General features: G+C 56.1%; 25 protein-coding genes. 16 read left to right on the forward strand and 9 right to left on the reverse strand.

Annotated elements, in window-relative coordinates; all coding sequences use genetic code 11:
- Positions 1–24 precede the first annotated feature (24 nt).
- The 5 genes from CBW65_RS10235 (at position 25) to CBW65_RS10255 (ending at position 3,318) form a co-directional block, all read left to right on the forward strand.
- Positions 25–819 carry a class I SAM-dependent methyltransferase gene (locus CBW65_RS10235; RefSeq protein ID WP_087456710.1) on the forward strand — a complete coding sequence of 265 codons (795 nt, stop codon included), beginning with the start codon at positions 25–27 and terminating at the stop codon, positions 817–819.
- 15 nt (positions 820–834) lie between these two features.
- A complete protein-coding gene (locus CBW65_RS10240; protein ID WP_198299800.1) occupies positions 835–1,200 on the forward strand; it encodes a fluoride efflux transporter FluC in 366 nt (121 codons plus the stop codon).
- Positions 1,197–1,556: a fluoride efflux transporter FluC gene (locus CBW65_RS10245; RefSeq protein ID WP_087456711.1), complete on the forward strand. Its 360-nt coding sequence runs from the start codon at positions 1,197–1,199 to the stop codon at positions 1,554–1,556. Before CBW65_RS10240 ends, CBW65_RS10245 begins: the two co-directional genes overlap by 4 nt.
- 23 nt (positions 1,557–1,579) lie before the next feature.
- On the forward strand, positions 1,580–2,581 hold the full coding sequence (locus tag CBW65_RS10250; protein ID WP_087456712.1) for a PfkB family carbohydrate kinase: 1,002 nt from the start codon (positions 1,580–1,582) through the stop codon (positions 2,579–2,581).
- Between the two features lie 74 nt (positions 2,582–2,655).
- Entirely contained in the window at positions 2,656–3,318 is a 663-nt protein-coding gene (locus CBW65_RS10255; RefSeq protein WP_087456713.1) for a phosphatase PAP2 family protein, read from the forward strand.
- Between the two features lie 16 nt (positions 3,319–3,334).
- Here the strand turns inward: CBW65_RS10255 and CBW65_RS10260 are convergent, their stop codons facing one another.
- Together CBW65_RS10260 and CBW65_RS10265 are read right to left on the reverse strand one after the other, a co-directional pair.
- A complete protein-coding gene (locus tag CBW65_RS10260; protein ID WP_087456714.1) occupies positions 3,335–3,784 on the reverse strand; it encodes a CBO0543 family protein in 450 nt (149 codons plus the stop codon).
- Positions 3,785–3,787: 3 nt separating this feature from the next.
- Positions 3,788–4,264, reverse strand: a complete 477-nt coding sequence (locus CBW65_RS10265; protein WP_087456715.1) for a CBO0543 family protein — start codon at positions 4,262–4,264, stop codon at positions 3,788–3,790.
- A 114-nt stretch (positions 4,265–4,378) separates the two neighbouring features.
- Between CBW65_RS10265 and CBW65_RS10270 the strand changes: the two genes are divergently transcribed.
- The 3 genes from CBW65_RS10270 to CBW65_RS10280 all read left to right on the forward strand — a co-directional run bounded on the left by CBW65_RS10270 (position 4,379) and on the right by CBW65_RS10280 (position 8,468).
- Positions 4,379–6,574 carry a Tex family protein gene (locus CBW65_RS10270; protein ID WP_087456716.1) on the forward strand — a complete coding sequence of 732 codons (2,196 nt, stop codon included), beginning with the start codon at positions 4,379–4,381 and terminating at the stop codon, positions 6,572–6,574.
- Positions 6,575–6,996: 422 nt separating this feature from the next.
- On the forward strand, positions 6,997–8,286 hold the full coding sequence (locus tag CBW65_RS10275; RefSeq protein ID WP_087456717.1) for a helix-turn-helix domain-containing protein: 1,290 nt from the start codon (positions 6,997–6,999) through the stop codon (positions 8,284–8,286).
- Complete coding sequence (locus tag CBW65_RS10280; protein WP_087456718.1) at positions 8,283–8,468, forward strand: hypothetical protein; 186 nt, start codon at positions 8,283–8,285, stop codon at positions 8,466–8,468. Before CBW65_RS10275 ends, CBW65_RS10280 begins: the two co-directional genes overlap by 4 nt.
- A gap of 60 nt (positions 8,469–8,528) precedes the next feature.
- On the opposite strand, the gene CBW65_RS10285 is transcribed toward CBW65_RS10280, so the two are convergent.
- Positions 8,529–9,134 (reverse strand): hypothetical protein, encoded by a 606-nt coding sequence (locus CBW65_RS10285; RefSeq protein ID WP_087456719.1) that lies wholly within the window; start codon positions 9,132–9,134, stop codon positions 8,529–8,531.
- Positions 9,135–9,209: 75 nt separating this feature from the next.
- Positions 9,210–9,506 (reverse strand): helix-turn-helix domain-containing protein, encoded by a 297-nt coding sequence (locus CBW65_RS10290; protein WP_087456720.1) that lies wholly within the window; start codon positions 9,504–9,506, stop codon positions 9,210–9,212.
- 146 nt (positions 9,507–9,652) lie between these two features.
- Here CBW65_RS10290 and CBW65_RS10295 point away from each other — a divergent pair, with 146 nt between their 5' ends.
- Positions 9,653–10,468, forward strand: coding sequence for a VanW family protein (locus tag CBW65_RS10295; protein ID WP_087456721.1), 816 nt, complete (start codon positions 9,653–9,655; stop codon positions 10,466–10,468).
- Here the strand turns inward: CBW65_RS10295 and CBW65_RS10300 are convergent.
- Entirely contained in the window at positions 10,465–10,800 is a 336-nt protein-coding gene (locus CBW65_RS10300) for a hypothetical protein (protein ID WP_087456722.1), read from the reverse strand. The two genes, CBW65_RS10295 and CBW65_RS10300, sit on opposite strands and share 4 nt — an antisense overlap.
- Before the next feature lie 31 nt (positions 10,801–10,831).
- Between CBW65_RS10300 and CBW65_RS10305 the strand changes: the two genes are divergently transcribed.
- The 3 genes from CBW65_RS10305 to CBW65_RS10315 are packed head-to-tail and all read left to right on the forward strand — an operon-like array spanning position 10,832 to position 12,979.
- Entirely contained in the window at positions 10,832–11,392 is a 561-nt protein-coding gene (locus CBW65_RS10305) for a hypothetical protein (protein WP_087456723.1), read from the forward strand.
- A 55-nt stretch (positions 11,393–11,447) separates the two neighbouring features.
- On the forward strand, positions 11,448–12,392 hold the full coding sequence (locus CBW65_RS10310; RefSeq protein ID WP_157721874.1) for a hypothetical protein: 945 nt from the start codon (positions 11,448–11,450) through the stop codon (positions 12,390–12,392).
- 23 nt (positions 12,393–12,415) lie between these two features.
- Positions 12,416–12,979 (forward strand): hypothetical protein, encoded by a 564-nt coding sequence (locus tag CBW65_RS10315; RefSeq protein ID WP_087456725.1) that lies wholly within the window; start codon positions 12,416–12,418, stop codon positions 12,977–12,979.
- A gap of 46 nt (positions 12,980–13,025) precedes the next feature.
- Here CBW65_RS10315 and CBW65_RS10320 read toward each other — a convergent pair whose 3' ends face one another.
- On the reverse strand, positions 13,026–13,766 hold the full coding sequence (locus tag CBW65_RS10320) for an SDR family oxidoreductase (RefSeq protein ID WP_087456726.1): 741 nt from the start codon (positions 13,764–13,766) through the stop codon (positions 13,026–13,028).
- A gap of 97 nt (positions 13,767–13,863) precedes the next feature.
- On the opposite strand from CBW65_RS10320, the gene CBW65_RS10325 reads away from it, so the two are divergent.
- Entirely contained in the window at positions 13,864–14,772 is a 909-nt protein-coding gene (locus CBW65_RS10325) for an ATP-dependent DNA ligase (RefSeq protein ID WP_157721875.1), read from the forward strand.
- A gap of 6 nt (positions 14,773–14,778) precedes the next feature.
- On the opposite strand, the gene CBW65_RS10330 is transcribed toward CBW65_RS10325, so the two are convergent.
- Together CBW65_RS10330 and CBW65_RS10335 are read right to left on the reverse strand one after the other, a co-directional pair.
- Positions 14,779–15,390, reverse strand: coding sequence for a histidine phosphatase family protein (locus tag CBW65_RS10330; RefSeq protein WP_087456727.1), 612 nt, complete (start codon positions 15,388–15,390; stop codon positions 14,779–14,781).
- 105 nt (positions 15,391–15,495) lie between these two features.
- A complete protein-coding gene (locus CBW65_RS10335; RefSeq protein ID WP_157721876.1) occupies positions 15,496–16,308 on the reverse strand; it encodes a DUF4261 domain-containing protein in 813 nt (270 codons plus the stop codon).
- 115 nt (positions 16,309–16,423) lie between these two features.
- On the opposite strand from CBW65_RS10335, the gene CBW65_RS10340 reads away from it, so the two are divergent.
- The 3 genes from CBW65_RS10340 (at position 16,424) to CBW65_RS24190 (ending at position 17,690) form a co-directional block, all read left to right on the forward strand.
- On the forward strand, positions 16,424–17,056 hold the full coding sequence (locus CBW65_RS10340; RefSeq protein ID WP_087456729.1) for an FMN-binding negative transcriptional regulator: 633 nt from the start codon (positions 16,424–16,426) through the stop codon (positions 17,054–17,056).
- Between the two features lie 6 nt (positions 17,057–17,062).
- The gene (locus CBW65_RS10345; protein WP_087456730.1) at positions 17,063–17,449 is read left to right on the forward strand and encodes a YybH family protein; all 387 of its coding nucleotides are present in this window, start codon (positions 17,063–17,065) and stop codon (positions 17,447–17,449) included.
- A 76-nt stretch (positions 17,450–17,525) separates the two neighbouring features.
- Positions 17,526–17,690, forward strand: coding sequence for a hypothetical protein (locus CBW65_RS24190; protein WP_157721877.1), 165 nt, complete (start codon positions 17,526–17,528; stop codon positions 17,688–17,690).
- Between the two features lie 66 nt (positions 17,691–17,756).
- Here the strand turns inward: CBW65_RS24190 and CBW65_RS10350 are convergent, their stop codons facing one another.
- Complete coding sequence (locus CBW65_RS10350) at positions 17,757–19,520, reverse strand: glycerol-3-phosphate dehydrogenase/oxidase (protein ID WP_087456731.1); 1,764 nt, start codon at positions 19,518–19,520, stop codon at positions 17,757–17,759.
- Between the last annotated feature and the right edge of the window lie 198 nt (positions 19,521–19,718).

Consider the following 19,718-nt stretch of genomic DNA (forward strand, 5'->3'; position numbering starts at 1 on the left):
GATATCATGTGGAGGGGTCCAATCATGGCGATCGATTTTCATGCGGAGAAGAACCGCTTTACCTATACGCGCCGCCACGCGGATGTTTCGTGGACGGCAATGATTGAAAAGCTGGTCGAAGTGCGGGGCAAACATGCGGTCGACATCGGTTGCGGCGGCGGCATTTACACGCGGGCATTTGCGCATCTGGGGGCGGCGCAGGTGACCGGGGTGGATTTTTCGTTAGAAATGCTGGCCGGGGCGCGGACGCAGACGGTGGGCTATCCGCAGATCGCGTACCACAACGGGCACGCGCTGGATACAGGACTGGCTGACGCTTCCTGCGATCTCGTGCTGAAGCGGGCGCTGACCCATCATATGAAAGTGGAAGACCTCGCGCCGAGCTTTGCGGAAGCCCTGCGCATCCTGCGCCCGGGCGGCACGCTGCTCGTGCAGAACCGCACGCCGGAAGACTGCCTGCTGCCAGGCAGCGAGACCAATCTGCGCGGCTACTTTTTCGAGCTGTACCCGCGCCTGATCGAACGGGAGGTCAAACGCCGCCACAGCGGCGAGACGATGCTGGACACGCTGCGCACAGCCGGGTTCCAGATCGTCGAGGAGCACAAGCTGTGGGAGACGCGCAAGGTCTATCCCGATCTGGAAGATTTGGCGGCCGACCTGCTCACTCGCACGGGGCGCTCGATCCTGCATGAGCTGAGCGACCCGGAGCTGCAGGAACTGGTCGCGCACATTCAGGAGCAGATGCTGCACCGCGGCATGTCGGAAGTGTTGGAACAGGACCGCTGGACGATCTGGAAAGCGGTCAAAGCGGCAGATTAGAAAGGGGCATCCGGCGTGATCTACGGCGCATTGATGATCGGCGGCGCGCTTGGCGCATCCTTGCGTCTGCTAACCGGCGTGCTGCTGCCGTTCGGGGCTTGGACGACGCTTGGGATCAATGGGCTGGGCTGCCTGCTGCTCGGCTTTTTCCTCACGTACACGGCGGGAGGCAGGCTGTCCGAGCCTTTGCGCACCGGCATCTCAGCCGGGGTCTTAGGCGGCTTCACCACCTTTTCCACGTTTAGCGTCGAGACGATCGCTTTTTTGCAAAAGGGACTCTGGCTGCAGGCGGCCAGTTACGTTGCGGCCAGTTTGCTCGGCGGCGTTATCCTCGCTTGGTGCGGGATGCTGGCGGCACGAAAGGCGGGGCGGACTTCATGACGATGTGGATGCTGACGATGCTTGGCGGCGCGATTGGCGCGCCGCTGCGTTACGGGCTCGGGCGATTGATCTTGCAAACGTGGCGGGGGGCGTTTCCGTTCCCGACGTTTGTGATCAACCTGCTCGGGTCGTTTTGTCTTGGGCTGCTGTTTGCGGCATTTGCAGACGGTCCGCTGCGCTGGTTTCTCGGCACAGGCGTGCTTGGGGCGTTTACGACGTTCTCCACGTTTGGCGTGGAAGCGGTAACCTTTTTTCAGCAGGGACGCAAAGGGCTGGCTTTCTGCTATGTGCTCGCTTCGGCGCTGCTTGGCGTGCTGGCGGCAGGGCTTGGCTATGCGTGGTATACTGGATGGTAACTATTTGATGCGGAGGGTTCCCCATGTACGATGTGCTTTCGATCGGTGAGATGATCATCGACTTTATGCCGCAGGAGACGGGCGTCACGCTGGATGCGGTGCCTGGCTTTCACAAGGCGGCAGGCGGCGCCCCGGCCAACGTGGCGGTCGGCGTGGCCAAGCTGGGCGGCCGTGCCGCGTTCCTCGGCAAATTCAGCTCCGACCCGTTCGGCGACTATCTGATCCGGACGCTGGAAGGCTATGGCGTGAATACGTCCGGTTGCGCGCGCACCGACGAAGCGAAAACGGGGCTGGCCTTCGTGGCGATCGACGGGGTCGGCGACCGGAGTTTTCATTTTTACCGCAACCCGTCGGCCGACATGCTGCTCGAAGAAGCGGACATCGACGAAGAGCTGATCAAACAGGCGCGCGTCATCCACATCGGATCGGTGACCCAACTGCTCCCGGGAGCGTTTGCCGCGACGGTGAAAGCGCAGAAGCTCGCCCGCGAGCATGGCGTGATCGTCTCCTTTGACGTCAATTTCCGCCTCGGACTCTGGCGCGGGCGCGAAGAGGAAGGCCGGGCGAAGGTCCGCGAGACGGCCTCGCTGACCGACGTGTTAAAAGTCAGCGAAGAAGAGCTGGAATTCCTCACCGGCACGACCAATGTCGAGCAAGGCGCGGCCGAACTGCTCGCGCTGGGGCCGAAGATCGTCTTTGTGACGCTCGCCGAAAAGGGCGTTTTTTATAAAACCAAAGACCTGCAGGCGCGCGTTATGCCATTTCGCGTGCCGGTCGTTGATGCGACCGGCGCAGGCGACGGTTTTGTTGCCGGATTCCTGCGCCAACTGGTCGACCGCGTACAGGGCCGTTCGCTCGACTATTCGCTGTCGATCCCTGAGGAGATCGAAGAGATGGCCCGCTACGCCAACGCGGTCGGCGCTTTGACCGTCTCCCGCCTCGGCGCCATCCCCGCCCTGCCGACCAAGCAGGAAGTCTACGAGTTCATGTACGCGGGCCGGCGCAGAAAAAACGTGACGAAGTGATGACAAAAGCCTCGGAATGTAATTCCGGGGTTTTCTTTATGGAGTTTGTCCGTATAATCTAAGAGAGAACTGGAATGACAGAGAGCGGGGTGCATGTCGTGAGGTTGAACCTGCAGTTGACGAAAGCCTTTTTTCTCAGCGTGCTCGCGTTGGCCGGACTGCTGGTGATTGCGCAGCTGATCCATTGGGAGCGGACCGTGGGGTTTGACAGTTGGGTGATCTCGGTGATTACCGGGTTTCATTCCGAGCTGGTGACCCAAGTGATGGTGCTGTTTACGACAATTGGCGACGCGGCTACAGTGGCGGCGATTACGCTGATGGCGTTGTTCTTGTTATATAACCTCGGCAGTTCGCGGATGGAGCTGGCCTTGTTTTTGGCGGTGGTGATCTCGTCGGGCGTGTTTAACTTTCTGCTGAAGAACGTGTTCCAGCGCATGCGTCCCGGATTCAATCCGCTGGTGCACGCGGACGGTTTTTCCTACCCGAGCGGACATTCGATGTCGGCGTTTGCTTTGTACGGCGTGCTGGGCTTTATGCTCTGGCTGAAAGTGGAGAACAAATTCTGGCGCAGCGCGATGCTTTTCCTCTGCATCGCCATGGTGCTGCTCATCGGCACGTCGCGCATCTACTTGGGCGTGCATTACCCTAGCGATGTGCTGGGCGGTTTTCTGGGCGGGGCCAGCCTGCTCGCTTTTGCCGTGTGGTATTATCAGCAGAAAAAGACGGAAGCGTCCTGAGCGCCTTCCGTCTTTTTTATGTTTTGCGGCGGTAGAAGTTGTATTGCAGCGCCACGAGCGCCAAGGTCAGCAGAAGAAGCAGGTAGGACAAGAGCAGGTTCCACTGATGGTGATGGCGGAGATGGCCAAAGGAGATCATCAGGTACTCGTAGAGCAGCAGCAAGGCGGCGGCGAACAGCGTATAGAAAAATTTGCCCAGCCGCTGCTGCGGAAGATGCTGCAGGTAGAGGTAGCTGACGATCGGGAAAAAGGTCAGATCGAGCAGCACCGGCAGATCGACCACCTGAAACAGCGGGACGAGCTGTTCGTATTCCCAGACCTTCGTGAGATGCGTAAACACATACTGTTCCTTGAGCCGCAGGAGCGAACCGGCGAGCATCGACGGAAACAGCTCGCGAAACCGGCTTTTATCACCAAACAGCCAGAAAGCGAGCAGCGAGAGGGCGACTGTGACGTAGATGAACATCGCTTACTGACTGACCTCCCCGGAGCGGCTGGACCGAAAGTAGGGGCGAACCAGCAGATGTATGCCGTACAGGATAAAAAAGATGATCAGATCGGCAAAAAAGGAATGCCAGAGCGTCCACCAGCGATAATGCTGCATCTCGTCGCGCAAGAGAAACGTCCACTCCAGCAAAACGGAAGGTAATGACCAGGCCACGATGTAGCCGAACTTGACCAGCCGGTTGCGGCGCAGGGGCAAGTACTGGGTGAACAGCACGGCCGTGACCGGATAGATCGAGCTGTCCAAGACCAGCGGGATGTACAGCGCCGGAACTAGCGGAGTATGATAGCCCCACAGCTGGAACTTGAGCATCACCAGATCGGTGATGATGCCGAGCAGCGACGCGACGAGCGCACAGGGGTACAGCTCCCGCAGACGCTGAAAATCAACAAACAGGTAAAATACGGCCCAAGATAGGGCAAACAAGACAAGGAAGGACATGCGCCGGCCTCCAATGCGGGTGATGGCGATAGTATGCCCAATTTAGAGCAAGATAGGAATTAGCTGGCACGGGAACGAAGAAGTAAGGCAGAACGCAAGGCACAGGAGGTACATATGACCGATTTTTCCAAAGTGATCGCCAGCGAGCTTAAGCTCCGGCCGCAACAGGTGAACGCGGTGACGGGGCTGCTCGATGAAGGCAATACGATTCCGTTTATCGCCCGATACCGCAAAGAGATGACCGGCGAATTGGACGAGAACCAGTTGCGCAGCATCCAAGAGCGCCTGCAGTCGCTGCGCAACCTCGCCGACCGCCGCGCCGAAGTGCACCGCCTGATCGAAGAGCAGGAGAAGATGACGCCGGAATTGGCGCAGGCGATCGAAAAAGCGACGACCTTGACCGAGCTGGATGACATCTACCGCCCCTACCGTCCGAAGCGCAAGACGCGGGCCAGTGTGGCGCGGGAAAAGGGCCTCGAACCGCTGGCGAAGTGGCTGGTCGAGCACGGGCACGGCGACGTGCTGCAGGAAGCGGCATGCTATGTGGACGCAGAGAAAGGCGTGGAATCGGCAGAAGACGCTTTGCAAGGCGCCTTGGACATTTTTGCCGAAGAAGTGGCCGATGACGCCCCGACCCGGCAAAAGATCCGCGAGTTGACCCGCCGCAAAGGGTCGATCAAAAGCCTTGCCACCGGCAAAGGCGACGAAGAGCGCGACGTGTACGCCCAGTATGCCGAGCATGAAGAGCCGCTCGATAAAATCCCGCCGCACCGCGTGCTGGCGATGAACCGCGGCGAGAAGGAAGAGGCGCTGCGCATCTCGATTCTCGCGCCAGGCGGCGACATCCAGCGCGTGCTGGAGCAGTTGCACCTGCCGAAGAAACCGACCAACGCCAGTGAGCATCTGCGCCTGGCGCTGGAGGACAGCTACAAGCGCCTGATCGCGCCGTCGATCGAACGGGAGATCCGCGCCATGCTGACCGAAGCGGCCGAAGAGCAGGCGATCAAAGTCTTTGCGCAAAATCTCAAAAACCTGCTGCTGCAGCCCCCGATCAAAGGCAAGACGGTGCTCGCCGTCGACCCGGCCTACCGCACCGGCTGCAAAGTCGCGGTGATCGACGAGACGGGCAAAGTCCTCGACATCGCCGTCACCTACCCGACCCCGCCGATGAGCAAGGTGGAAGATGCGAAGCGGATTTTCAAGAAGCTGATCAAGGAGCATGGCGTGGAAGTGATCACGATCGGCAACGGCACGGCGTCGCGCGAGACGGAGATGTTTGTCGCCGACCTGATCCAGGAGATCAAGGCGCAGCACCCCGGCATCGTCTACCTGATCGTCAGCGAAGCGGGCGCGTCCGTCTATTCGGCGTCGAAGTTGGCCGGGGAAGAGTTCCCCGATCTCGATGTGGCGGAGCGCTCGGCGATCTCGATCGGCCGCCGTCTGCAAGACCCGCTGGCCGAACTGGTCAAGATCGACCCGAAGTCGATCGGCGTTGGGCAATACCAGCATGACGTTTCGCAAAAGCGGCTGGAAGAGCAACTCACCGCCGTCGTCGAATCGGCGGTCAACTCGGTCGGCGTCGACTTGAACACGGCCTCGCCGTCCCTGCTCTCCTACATTTCCGGTCTCTCGGCGAACGTGGCGAAAAATGTGGTCTTGTACCGCGAAGAGGTCGGCAAGTTCACCGACCGCAAACAGCTGGGCAAAGTGCCGCGTCTGGGCCCGAAAACGTACCAGCAGGCGGTCGGATTCCTGCGCATCTCCGACGGCAAAAATCCGCTCGACAACACGCCGATCCACCCGGAGTCGTATGACGCGGCCAAGCAGCTTTTGCAGTCGCTGGGCTTCAAGGTGGAGGATGTCGCCGATCCGCGCCGGCGGGAAGATGTGAAGGGCAGCCTGCTGCAGCTGAATCTGGATGAGACGGCGGAGAAGCTGGGGGTTGGCGTGCCGACCTTGCGCGACATTTCGGAAGCGCTGCAAAAGCCGGGCCGCGACCCGCGCGACGAACTGCCCAAGCCGATGTTCCGCACCGACGTGCTGAAGATGGAAGATCTGCAGCACGGCATGATCCTCAAAGGGACGGTGCGCAACGTGGTCGATTTTGGCGCGTTTGTCGACATCGGCGTCAAGCAGGACGGGCTGGTGCACATCTCGGTGCTGGCCGACCGTTTCGTCAAACATCCGATGGATGTGGTGGCGATCGGCGATGTGCTCGATGTGAAAGTTCTGTCGGTCGATCTGAAAAAAGGACGCATCGCATTAACCGCAAAAGGTGTCAAAGCTGAGTTGGAAGCAGTTGGAATTTAAGTGTTGATTTGACATTGTTGCAACTCACGTGAAATCTAATCGTAACTTTGGTGTAATGATCAAAAATTTTCTGATAATGGTTGACTTCAAATTTGATTCGCAGTACGATGGAGTTGACGGAATCACACCACTACTTTCCTATTGCGATGACCGCTGGTTTTGGTAAAAACTGACGGTTGGTTGCATCCGCCTCCGCACTTTGTTGCGGAGGCGGTTTTTTTATGCCCAAAAAGCGGCCAAAAGGTGCGTCACATCTAGCAAAACGGCAGGAAATTCCTGTAAATGCCTATCAAAAAAGTTGTATAATTCGACAACTTGACTTTAAACATAAAATGATAGTAAAGTGTTTATAGACAAATTAATTCTCCTATTGTATAATACCCGTAGATGAGATAAAATAGGAAGGGCAGGTGGAGTGCAAGATGTTTTCCCTTGGACAGCGTATTCGAGAGTTGCGTATGAAGAAAGGTATCACCCAGATTGACCTGGCAAAAGGACTGTGCACGCCGAGCATGATTTCCCAGATCGAGTCCGATCGGGCGCGGCCGTCGTACAAGATTCTTTTCGCAATTGCAGAAAGATTAGAGGTTCCGCTTGAGAAGCTTTTATCTGATGTCGACCTGAATCTGGAGTATGTCAGCACCTACAAGATGGCACGCGCCATGGTGGCGGCGAAAGAGCACAGTTCGGCGATTCCGCTGTTAAAAGAGCTGTTGGAGACCCCGCGTACCCAGATCTCGACGATGGACATCATGTTCGAGCTGGCCGACTGCTACCTCCACACCGACCAGCTGTCGGAAGCGGAGAAGCTGTTCAACCAAGTGTACGAGCTGTCGATCCTCCGCCAAGATCACCAGCAGCAAGCCCTCACCCTGAAAAACATCGGCCTCGTCGAGTTCCGCCGCAAGCGCTACCAGCTCGCCGCCTACCAATGGCACAAAGGCCTGGAAGAAGCGGACAAGATGGAAGAGCAGGACGTGTTTTTGAAGGCGAGCATTTTGTTCAATCTGGGGCTGGTGCATGACAAGCTTGGGAATCTTTCCGAAGCTCTTGATTATTATAATGGAGCATCGGGGCTCTATGAGGCGACGGGGAGTTTGTATGAGATCGGTCATGTGTATATGGGGCTTGGGATGTCATACAAACGCCTGAATGATTTGGAGAAAGCATCCGAGTATTCGGAGCGGGCAACGGCCATTTTTAACGGATTGGACAATGTTCTGATATCGGTGAAACTTCAAGTGACCTGTGCGGTTCTTCAAGCAGACAAGGGAATGGTTGAAGAAGCGGAGCAGATGTTGGAGAAGGGGATCGCAAAGCTCAAGGAACTTGGGCAGAAGGAAGAAGAAGGCATGGCGATCGTCGAACTTGCCAAGCTCCGTTTGCAACAGGGGGATTTGCAGAGGGCAGAGGAGTTATGTCGGGAAGCCCGAGGGTTGTTGCCTGAACTGCATATGTACCAGGGGTGGATCAATCGTATCCATGGGCAGATCGCAATCGAGCGCAATCAACGTGAAGAGGCAATCCGCCGTTTCCAGATGGCAGCCGACTGCTTTAAGCATATGGACGCGATCACCGAATGGGATGACACGATGTATGATCTTGCTGAGTTGTACCTCGAAGCGGACGATTACAAGCGCGCATTTGGCATCACGAAGGAAGTTCGGGGCTACAGTCGGCTGATATTAGAAGAGAGGGGAATTGTTTTATGAAAAAGGCTGGAGTTCTTGCATTGCTGGTTGTCGCAATTTTCGCAACACAGGCTGGTGCGGCGTCCGCTGCCACCACCAATATTTTCTATCCGGACCCGTTGGTGACCAACCCGGATATTTTTGATCCGGATCCGGAGATTTCCAATCCTTTTGATCCCGACCCGCTTGTCCAAAGCAACTAATCTCTTGGCCTACCCCCTATGGTTCATCCATATGGGGTTTTCTTGTGCGAAAAAAGGCAGTCACTCGGACATGGAATTCGCAATCTTTAGCATATCCTCTTTTGAAATAGGACGCTTTTCATTTTTCCAGATGCCCAGAATATAGTGCAGACCATTTGCTTTTTCAAAATCCAAGAAGCAGATTCTTTGGCGTACTCGGAAGTAGGCTTTTGTGCCGTCTTGCAGGAGGATCGGATCATCGAAGATGGAGGGCGGCTGAAGCGGGTACTTAACAAACACATCCAGGATCAACGTGTCGCCGGAACGATCGCCTAAATAATAGACCCGTAATGCTGTGCTTTTTCGATTGGGGGATGGTGCTAATTTTGCTTTTTGCATCAGGATAGGAAAAGGATAAAAGGTCGGCAGTACGACCTGCTTATGGTACATATCTTCGAACGTTTTAACCGTTTCCGGAACGGACAGGAAGCCATTTTTTTCGTTGTAGAACTCATCATAGTACTGCTTGAGCGTTTTCGTAGGCTGAGGATCGAGAACGTTCTTTTTGGCGTTTTCTGAAGAGCGGACCGACGCCGCAGCAGGCGGGGTGATGGCTTTGACGGTGGCCGATGTGGACAGGAGGGTGACGCACAACAGAGTCAGCATCATCAGTAGTTTTCTTTTCATTTCCAACTCACCTCGCGAGTAGTATGTCCATGTCCAGAAATAAAAAGGAGCCCCTTAAAGTAGGGGCTCCTGCTGCTAACTAGCCAAAGCTGCTGCGGTTTCATCGTTAAACACGAGTTGGAAATCGGTCAGTCCCAGTGCGAAGGCCAATTTAAACAACGTATCAAGTCTCGGGATTGAGGCGCCGCTTTCAATCCGTGCAATCATCGGCTGCTTCACTCCACATTTTTCAGCCAGGTCGCGCTGGCTCATATCAAGTCGTTTTCTGCGCTCAGTAAGTGCTGCGACTAAATCTGCTACGAATTGGATTTCTTTTTTCTCGATTTCGTTTAGTGCCGTTATTTCGCTCAGAATTTCATTCCATTCATCCATTGGAACACCTCCGAAATCAAAATGAGCCGAGAATGCCTTGCTGGAGATAAGATAACAAATTAGTTATCAAACAGCAACACCTTGAAACGATTTCCAATTTTGAGTAGTCTTATCATTAGGAATGAATTGAAAAAGGAGCGACCACCATGCAGGAACCGATTCATCGCAGTTGGCTGCGGATGCAGGCGGGGCGGATTTATTATTCGGCGCGGCGGATGGGGCAGTGGTATCTGTCGGGGACGGCGTACGCGGACGGGAAGGCGGACGCGGAAGGTTTTCCGGCGGTGCATGCACAGCATCGGACGCCGCTGTATCGGAAACTGCGAAACGTGGAGATGTGGCTGCAGGAGAATAAGGTACACAACTTACGCCTTGCGGTGCCGAAGCTGGCCGGGCTGGTGCTGAGGCCGGGGGAGACGATGAGTTACTGGAAGCAGATCGGCTCACCCAGCAGACGCAACGGGTACAAACAGGGCATGGTGCTGCACGGCGGCGATTTTCAGCCAGGGTATGGCGGCGGGCTGTGCCAGCTGTCCAATCTCATCTACTGGATCACCCTGCACACGCCGCTCACCGTCACAGAGCGTTTTCGGCACCAATATGACGTGTTCCCGGACAGCAACCGCACCCAGCCTTTTGGCAGCGGGGCGACCTGCGCCTATAACTACGTCGATCTGCAGATTCGCAACGACACCGACCAGACCTTCTGCCTGCACCTTTACCTGACCGACACCGACCTCGTCGGCGAATGGCGTGCCGAGCAGCCCCCCGAAGTCTCGTATGAAGTCTATGAAAAAGAACACCGCTTCCAACAGCACTACTGGGGCGGATTCACCCGGCACAATCAGATCTGGCGCAAAGTGACAGACCGTCACGGGCAGCAGGTCGGCGACCAATTTGTCACCGAAAACCACGCTTACATGATGTACAGCCCGCTTTTGCCAAGCGGAGAGTCTTCCTAAGCCTGCGTCCGACGATTCTGCGCGACACGATACACCCCGATCAGCAGGGCGAACATGCTCATCGCCCAGACCAGTCCGGCGATGCCGATGAAAAGGGAGTTTTCCTCCGACAGCATCGCGCCGCCATCTGGGCGCAGGCTGGGGTCCGGCTGACCGATCCGGTTGAGCCAGATCGCAACGCCGACCGTAAACAGCAGAAAATGCAGGAGCAGCCACGTGTAATCGGAGTCTTTGCTCTGCACCCACAAGCGAATCACCACCGCAACAGCGAAGATCATCACTGCGCTGTACCCAAAGATCAAGAAACTGACCGTTTCTTCTTCCAATTCCATCTGACCACCTCATCAGCTAAGGAGTTTTGTTATGCGTATCAGGAAGATATTACTAATCGTATCGCCCTTTGTCCTCATTCTGCTCATGGCGACGCCGCTTTATCTGCAAAGCTCGCTGTCCGCTCCGAAAACGGTGGCGGCCACGCCGAAAGAGGCGATCCAGACGTTTCTGGCAGCGATGCAGAATCAGGATGCGGACGCGATGATCGGCATTGTTCGCGACGATGATTACGTCGGCGATTTTGCCTTTCAGCGCACCGATTATGAACAAGGCTTTAAGAGCCAGCAAGTGTCGTCCCTGAACATATTGTCCGAAAAGCAGCTCGACGCCAACACGTCGGAGTATCTGATCGAAATGGTCAGCCCGCTCCAGAATCCGGTCTGTCCGCAGCCGCCGATCCCGGTCAAAGTGATCCGCGACGAAACCAGCGAAGATCCAAGCTGGAAAGTCTGGCTGCAAAACTGGGACCTCAACTGCGATCCAAACTCCCCCCAATTGGGCCAGCTCACTTTCAACCCCCACTCGCGCGGCCCCCGCGGCTTCTGGGAACAGGCCGAACATCTGTTCAAAACAACGTTGAATATAAAATAATTTACTTGATATAATTTTATTAACATTCCGATAGTTATCTGGTAGGATTGAGGAGGTGTCAATAACAAACATTGGAGGAGAATTGAGTATAAAGAAAAAATTGAACACCTTTTGGTCGATCATGCTGTCATTTGTCATGGTCTTCCTGCTTAGCGCACAACCGCATGCGGTTCTTGCTGCAGGTGGAGATGAGACTGCCGTACAGGAGACAAGGGGAACGTCATTAAGTAATAATGCTTCGGTTACGGAGAATGCGGAAGAGCCAGAGGTTTTGCCTTTAGTCTTGGCACCTGTTGCTGCATCCGCGTTATCATCAACTGTCATTAATTCCATTTTTGCGGTATGTCTTGGCTGGTATGTAGGTGCAACTTCGCAAAATCTTTTCAAAGCATCAATCAATGACAAAGAAGCCTATACATTCGAGTCGTATACGGTCGTAACTACTGATAAGTATTACCCTAGTTTTCCTGATTTCATGGAGGTCACCACCACTAGATCCGCAGTAAAACACATGGATCAAAGTATTGTTTTGGAAACACACAAAAGAATAAGAGACTGGTCTAACAATAACAACTATCGTGCGTACAGCTCGACGCCGTTTCCAGGTAATGTAATGTATGTGATCGATATTAACAGCAGTTTAACGGGGACAGTGAACCGTCATCTTGGAAATTCTTTGTACGGGACAAAAGTGAACCCTGGTTTTGCAAACGAATCGGGATTTGATCTTGCCGGATATTCATTGTTTATCATCTCGAATAAAGACACCGAGGAGATTTTTCATGCTCACTTTATGCCTCAGTGGCTGCGTGATCGTGAAATCGAGTATATGCGATACAAAGGACAATTCGATATTCAAACTCATCCTGTTAAGACGGAAAATGATAAATATCTGAAAAGAGACGCTAATTATAGTTGGAATTTCAATTCGGCTATGACAAATCGCGGACTTTTGTACGATACGTATACTAAAAAGTATTCGATTGTGCCGTATAAATAAGATGAGCAGGAGGAGTCTGGGTTGTGAAGGTACATGAAACAGAGTGGAGCAGGCACTTCAAAGCGCTCTTCCAAGCGAGGTTGGGCGACATGCAGGAAATGCTGTTGGAGGAGTTCTTTTATGATGGCACTCACCTAAAAGTCGAGATCGGAGTGATTCAAGACTCGATCATCGGACGAAATTCGCCATACCTGTTTCAGGTCGCACTTGAACATAATGGTAGGCCCCTGATCTCTGTCCATTTAGAGGACTTTGAGGAATTGGAAAGAAATCGTGGGTTGGTTGAATTTCTGGAGACGGTAGACGGCACTCGCATGCCGCTTGGTCAAGCCTATAAGTTCAACAAAATCGAGGTTGCTCCTGGTCTGGAAACAAACGAGATCAAAGCGGTCGCACAGGCGTTGACCCTTCTCATTCATGATTTGGGGGAGCTGATTTTCGGCGAGGAAGTGGAAATGGCCCGTCAGCCCTTAGCATTACAAGAGACTTGGAAGCACGTCTACGGCCCTGACTCTGGAAAAGTGGTTGATTTCAACGGGATCAAATATATTCGATTCGACGACGCGAGAGGCTGGCACTCGTTCTAAGGAATCAACGCATATAAAAAAGCAGGGTGTACACACCCTGCTTTTTTTACTCCCGATTGTTCATCCGCTCAAAAATCGTATCAAGCTCATCCCGCGACGCCCGCAGCGAACGCTCCGATTGACCGTAGCCGATCTCCTGGTCGCCCCGTTCGAAGCCTTGAAAAATCGCATCGGCGAAATCTTCGACCGGCGCACCGAACGTATGCAAGCCAACGCCGCCCAGATCGGTGTTCACCGCTGGCGGGGCCACTTCGATCACTTCCACGTTCTGCTGGGCGACCTGATGGCGCAGGGTCAGCGTGAACGAATGCAATGCTGCTTTGGTCGCGCTGTAGATCGGCACCCACGCGGCCGGCGCAAAAGCCAGACCCGACGTGACGTTGATGATTGTGCTGCCTTCCTTTCCGGTCAGCAAAGGCAGTAACAGGATGGACAAATGCACCGGCGCTTCAAAATTCGCCGTGATCTCCTGCTTCAAATGCCCCCAGTCCGCCTCGCCATCCAACAGATTTACCTGCTGCTGAATGCCCGCGTTGTTCACCAGCACATTCACCTGCGGATGCACTGTCTTGACCCACTCGGCCAGCGCTTTGCGATCCGCCTCGCTCGCCACATTACACACGCGGGTGTGCAGCTCTGGAAATTTCGCTTTGGCCTCGTTCAGCTTCTCCTCGCGCCGCCCGCAGATGATTACCTCATTGCCTGCTTTCAAAAACCGCTCGGCAAACGCCAGCCCGATGCCTGACGCGCCTCCGGTGATCAAGACCGTATTTCCGGACAGCTTCATTGGACAGACCCCCTGCTCCTTTTCCACGATTCTGCCACTTTGGTATGTCCCATCCATTTTTCGGGAATGCAATAGAAAAATCCCCGGAGGTCTCCTCATGCTGTTTACGGCGATCCAACCGATGCTTTTGACGTTGAAATGGGACGCGTTTGATGATGACCGCTACATCTTTGAGCCGAAATGGGACGGCTGGCGCGTTCTCTTGCACAAGCAGGGGGAACGGGTCTCCGCATACACGAAAAACGGGCATGTCATCACCGACAAATTCCCGGAGGCGATCTCAGCAGCCTCCGCCGTCTCGCTGCACGAAGCGATCCTCGACTGTGAAGGCATCTGCATGCGCGGCGGGCGTCCCGTCTTTGACGACTTCGCCTGGCGGGGACGCCTCGCCGACCCGAACAAGATCCGGCAGGCCACACAGACGCACCCGGCCACCTTTGTTGCATTCGATCTGCTCTACAACGGGCAAGACCTGACCGGCTCCGAGCTCATGGAGCGCAAAGCCCGGCTCCACGACGCCCTCCGCCCCTCCGATCTGCTCACTCCCACCTTGTACATCGAAGGGCAAGGCACAGCGTTAAAAAAGCTCAGCGAGCAGCAGCACCTCGAAGGCATCGTCGGCAAGCGCAAAACGTCGCGCTACCAGCAAGGCGTGCGCTCCGAAGACTGGATCAAAGTAAAAAACTGGCAGGAGATCGACTGCATCATCCTCGGCTACCGCATCGCGCCACCGTTTGCGCTGGTGCTCGGACTGCATTTTCGCACCGTCAAATTCAAGCCGGTCGGAACCGTCGAACTTGGCTTCAAGCCGGAAGAAAAACAAGCGTTCCACGAGATCGCGGAACGCCTGCACACCACCCGGGACAGCAAAACGCAATGGATCGAACCTCGCCTCTGCTGCCACATCCAATACCTCGAACGCACCGACACGCACCACTTGCGCCATGCCACATTTCGCGGCTTCCTGTTCGAGAAAAATCCGGACGACTGCTGGTGGACGTATTAGTTTGGCTTACGATGAACTGTCGAGCCCGTTCAAATGCGTCGTATCGTTCATCACCCGCACCATCCGCTGCGGCTCTTTGTACACCAGCACATGAATCGCCGTATCGCCGGAGTGAAAATAGCACGTATTCTGCGCGGGCATCCGCAAAAACGACTGGATCAGCGCTGAGATCATCCCGCCGTGCGACACGACAGCGATGCGCTCATACTTGCCCAGGCAGGCCGTCACAATCTCCGACAGCACGCTTTCCGCCCGCATGCGGAACTGGAACCACGATTCGCCTTCTGCAAACGGCACATGCGGCAGCGTCGGCAGTGGATGCAGGCGGTTGCCTTCTTCGAGCGGCAGTCCGGCCTGCTTGCCGTTGTTGATCTCCATCAGGTCGGGCAGCAACTGCAGCTCCACGCCCGTCTGCCCGGCGAGCACCGTTGCCGTCTCCTGCGCCCGCTTCAACGTGCTGGCGAAAATGATCTGCGGGGGCAACTCTGCCGCCACGCGCTCCGCCATCGCTTGCACCTGACGACGCCCAAGTCCGGTCAAGGAAAAATCGGCCCGGCCCTCGTGCACCCCAAGCAAATCCGCTTCCGATTCCCCGTGACGAATCAGCACAATCTCCATTCCCAATTTCCCCCTCTTATGTAGTGAAGCACAAGCATATAAAAAAGAACCAAACTCTGCAAGTGCAAGTTTGGTTCCTTTTGTACATCTCCCTAATAACCCATGTTACCCGATCGTACCGGTGTCGAGGTTCAGCACGACGCGCTCCGGGCCGACCAGCGCCGTTTCGCGGCGGCAGCGCCATTTTTCTCGTGGCATGGTGCCTTCGATCGTGTGACCGTCTTCGATAAGATCTCCGTGATCGTACAGGTAGTGCGCAATGTTGTAGAGATGGCTGCCCACCTCATTCGGGTCCAGTCCGGCAAAGTGGCACTGCACATCGGGCAGGCCGTGCGCCGACAAGCCGAGCGTGTCGACGATCACTTCGCCGGGCGCCCCATCCACGTTAAAAAAGCGCAGCGAGACCGCCCCGTTTAACCCGTCTTTCGGCTCCAGCTCCTGCGAGATTCGATAGTCGCCCGGCTCGGTCAGCAACTGGCTGATCGGCCAGTGCATCGCTTTCGGCTTGGCGATCTCCAGCACCGCCTGCACGATCTGGTGGAACAGATCCATCCGCGTTCTGTACGGCAAAGCATTTGCCCACAGATCGTGGATTAACATCGTATAGCGGCAGCCTTCCAGCGCCTCGCGCGCGCCTTTCCAATGGAAGGACTGACGGAGCGCCGGTTCCAATTTGTCAAAATTGGGTGGGCCCTCGACCAGATGCATCGCCGTTTGCACGGGCACTTGGCCGTCTTTATAATCCACCGAATATTTGTGCAGGAAAAAAGCCAGCAGATTCGCCTGCTCGCCGTTCTCCAGCGGCTCTACGATGCCGACGCGTGCTTTTAAACTTTTGCGCAGCTCTTCCTGATCGATCTCAGGTCGTTTGTCGAAGAAAAGTTCGACATGGTACGTTCGTGCCAATCCCGTGTCCATCATTCCAACTCCAGCAGCTTTATTCGTCTTTTTCTACCTCTACAATAGCATAAGAACACTTCACACAGGAGCGGGAAAGATTTACAATTAAAAGAGGAAACGGAGGGAGTACCTCATGTATACGCCGTCGCATTTTAAGATGGAAGAACTCGCGGAGATTCAAGAGTTTATCAAGGCGCACTCCTTTGGCATCCTCTTCTCCCAGACCGATCAGGGACCGACCGGCACGCACCTGCCGTTTTATCTGGTGGAAGCAGAAGGCGAGTACGGTGTGCTGTACGGGCACATGGCGCGGGCCAACCCGCATTGGAAAAGCACCGCCCAGGACGTTTTGGTCGTCTTGGCCGGGCCGCACCATTACATTTCGCCGACCTGGTATCAGGCGCCGGACAATGTGCCGACGTGGAATTACACTGCGGTGCACGCGTACGGACAGATCGAAATTTTCGAGGAGCGGGAAGCGCTGTTGGAACTGCTCGACCGCTCGACCGACTTTTTTGAAGCGGGCATGCCAAAGCCGTGGAAGATGGCCGAAAGCCAGGAGTATGCGGAGCGCATTCTCGGCGGGATCGTCGGCTTTAAGATCGTGTTGACTAAGCTCGAAGGCAAACAAAAACTCAATCAGAACAAATCTCCACAGTTGCAGCAGAATGTGATCGACGGGCTGCGCGCACAGGAGAATAGCCAGGCACACGCGGTCGCCGAGCTGATGGAAGAGCGGGCGGCCAAGAAAACGGCAAAGGAGTAACCTCCCATGAACAAGACGCTCAGCGCCGAACTAAACCTGTTTCTGAAAAGGTATGAAGACGCCACCAACTCGCAAGATTTTGCGCAGGTGGCGGAGTTGATCGCCGACGATGCGGTCTACTGGTTTACCGACAGCAGTTGTGAAGGCATCGCCGCGATCCGGGCCTATTTTGACAAGGGCTGGGCGACGGTGAAGGATGAAGTGTACAGCATTCGCGGCGTGCGCTGGGTTGCGCAAGGCGAAACGGTGTCGACCTGCACGTATGAGTTCCACTGGCAGGGGTACATCGAAGGTGAATTGCGCGAAGGCGGCGGGCGCGGCACAAACGTGCTCGTCAAGCGCGACGGACGCTGGCAGATCATTCATGAGCACTTGAGCATCGAGCAAAACTGAGGGAACTTGACCACCTCACAAACATCGTTCGCTCCTCGAAATGTATAACACATTTCATTGCAGAGGAGGAACAGCGATGGAAGACTTCAACGTTCACTCGAGCCGTAACAATGAGATCCAATCGGACATCGGCAGCAGCGCAAGCAGCAAAAGTTCAGTGGGGAGCACCATCAAATCATGGGCGCTGACCCTGATCGTCCTTGCTGTTGTTGTCGGAATCGTTTTGTGGGCCGCAAGTTAGCAGTTGTTTCGCATAGATGGAAAAAGAGCAGGCGCGCTGGGGAAGCGCACTTGCTCTTTTTGCGTTTTATGAAAAATGGCACTCGCGCAGACTCCGCTCCACTTCCTGTCTCCGCACCGCTTCCGTCCAGCCGAGCAGGGGGGCCATGCGCTGGGAGACGAGGGTGATCAGTTCGCGCAGCTGCAGCCCGCGGAAACGGCCGAGCTCGGTGCGGCGGCCGATGATGTCGTCGAGGTGGTTGGCCTGTTCGTGCTGGATCATGTACGGGATCTCCGCTTCGAGCAGGGGCACGGAGGGGACGAGGCGTTTGGCTGAACCGCAGGCCAGCACTGCTTCGACGCGGTCGCCGTAGCGGTGGAGCAGGGCGCTGGCGTCCGCTTCGGTCAGGGCGTGACGGTCGGTGAGGCGCTGGACTTCCTTTTGCCACCACGATTCGATGTGGGCGCTGGGGATCGTTTTGGCGCCGTAGAGCGGCAGGGAGGCGGACAGCTCGTCGCGGCGCTGCCAGTCGCCGAGGTGATCGAGCTGCTCCCGAAGCGTAAGCAGCACGCGCTCCGCCATTTTGCGGTAGGCGGTGAGCTTGCCCCCGGCGATGGTGATCAGGCCGGCGGGGGAGACCCAGATTTCGTCTTCGCGGGAGACGTCTTTGGTGTCATTTTTGCCCTTTCGCAGGTTGTGCTCGGCGACCAGGGGGCGCACACCCGACCAGATGCCGATCACGTCGGACGGGGTCAGACGCAGGTCGGGGCGCAGGCCATTGGCGATGTTCAGCAGGTAGTCGATCTCGCCGCTTGGCACTTCCGGGTGGGCAAGATCGCCGTCGTAGCGCTGGTCGGTGGTGCCGATGTAGGTGATGTCGCCTTTGGGGATCAGGAAGACGAGGCGTCCGTCCGGCGTCTGCACCGCCAAGGCATGGGGGAGCGGAAACCGGGCGGCATCGAAGGACAGGTGAATCCCCCGGCTGTGCGTCACGCGGGAAGTAGCGCTGTTGCGGGCGCGGGAGAGAATTGCGTCATTGCTGACGCGGTCGAGCATATCGTTCTGGCGCGTGGCGGCTGCGAGCTGCCCGGCCGAATTTTCCGATTTTTCACCCGGCAGGTCTTCCAGTTCCAAGACATTTTCAATCCACGGCCCGGCCGCGTTGACCACCGTGCGTCCGCTGACGACGATCGGCTGGCCGGACACCAGGTCGTGCGCGACGACGCCGCAGAGCTTGCCGTCTGCGGTGAGCAATTTTTTCACCGGACAGTCGTTCAACACGACCGCGCCCCACTCAGACGCACTTTGCAAGGTCGAGAGCGTCAGGCGCGCATCGTCGGTCACATACTCGTGGTAAAGCACACCGCCTTGCAGCCCGGTCTTGGTCAGTTTCGGGTGGGACTCCAGCAACTGCCCGGCGGACAGAACTCGCCGACGCTCCGCCTTGACCACTCCGGCCAGGCGGTCGTACAGCCAGATCGCCGTCGACATCGCCAGTTTGCCGTGCTGCATCCCTTTGTAGATCGGCAGCAGGAACGGCACCGGCTCGACCAGATGCGGCGCGAGGCTGCGCAGCACCGCCCGTTCCGAGCCGGCTTCGCGCACGAGGCGCACATGCCCTTGGGCCAGATAGCGCAGCCCGCCGTGGATCAGCTTGGTGGAGCGCGAAGACGTCCCGGAGGCAAAATCGGCCGCTTCCAGCACCGCCACGCGCAGGCCGGCCAGCGACGCCTCACGGGCAATCCCCGCTCCGGTGATGCCGCCGCCGATGATGATCACATCAAACACATCCTGCCGCAGACGCCCGACCCAATAGGAGCGCGGGCGACCCATCCAGCCGCTTTCTGTCATCTGCGTTCACCTCACCTTTGCTTTCAACAGTTATATGTAAAAGTTTACAAAAAAGAGCAGGAGCCCGTAAAGGGCTCCTGCTCCTGGTACGATTAAGATGCGCGACTATCGTGGTGTTTCTCCAAACACGGAACAAATTCGATGGGATCTTGTACGCGACCTTTTTCTGCACCATCCGTTTGTTTAAAGACGAAGCGA

It is taken from the genome of Tumebacillus avium (assembly GCF_002162355.1).
Lineage (GTDB): Bacteria > Bacillota > Bacilli > Tumebacillales > Tumebacillaceae > Tumebacillus_A > Tumebacillus_A avium.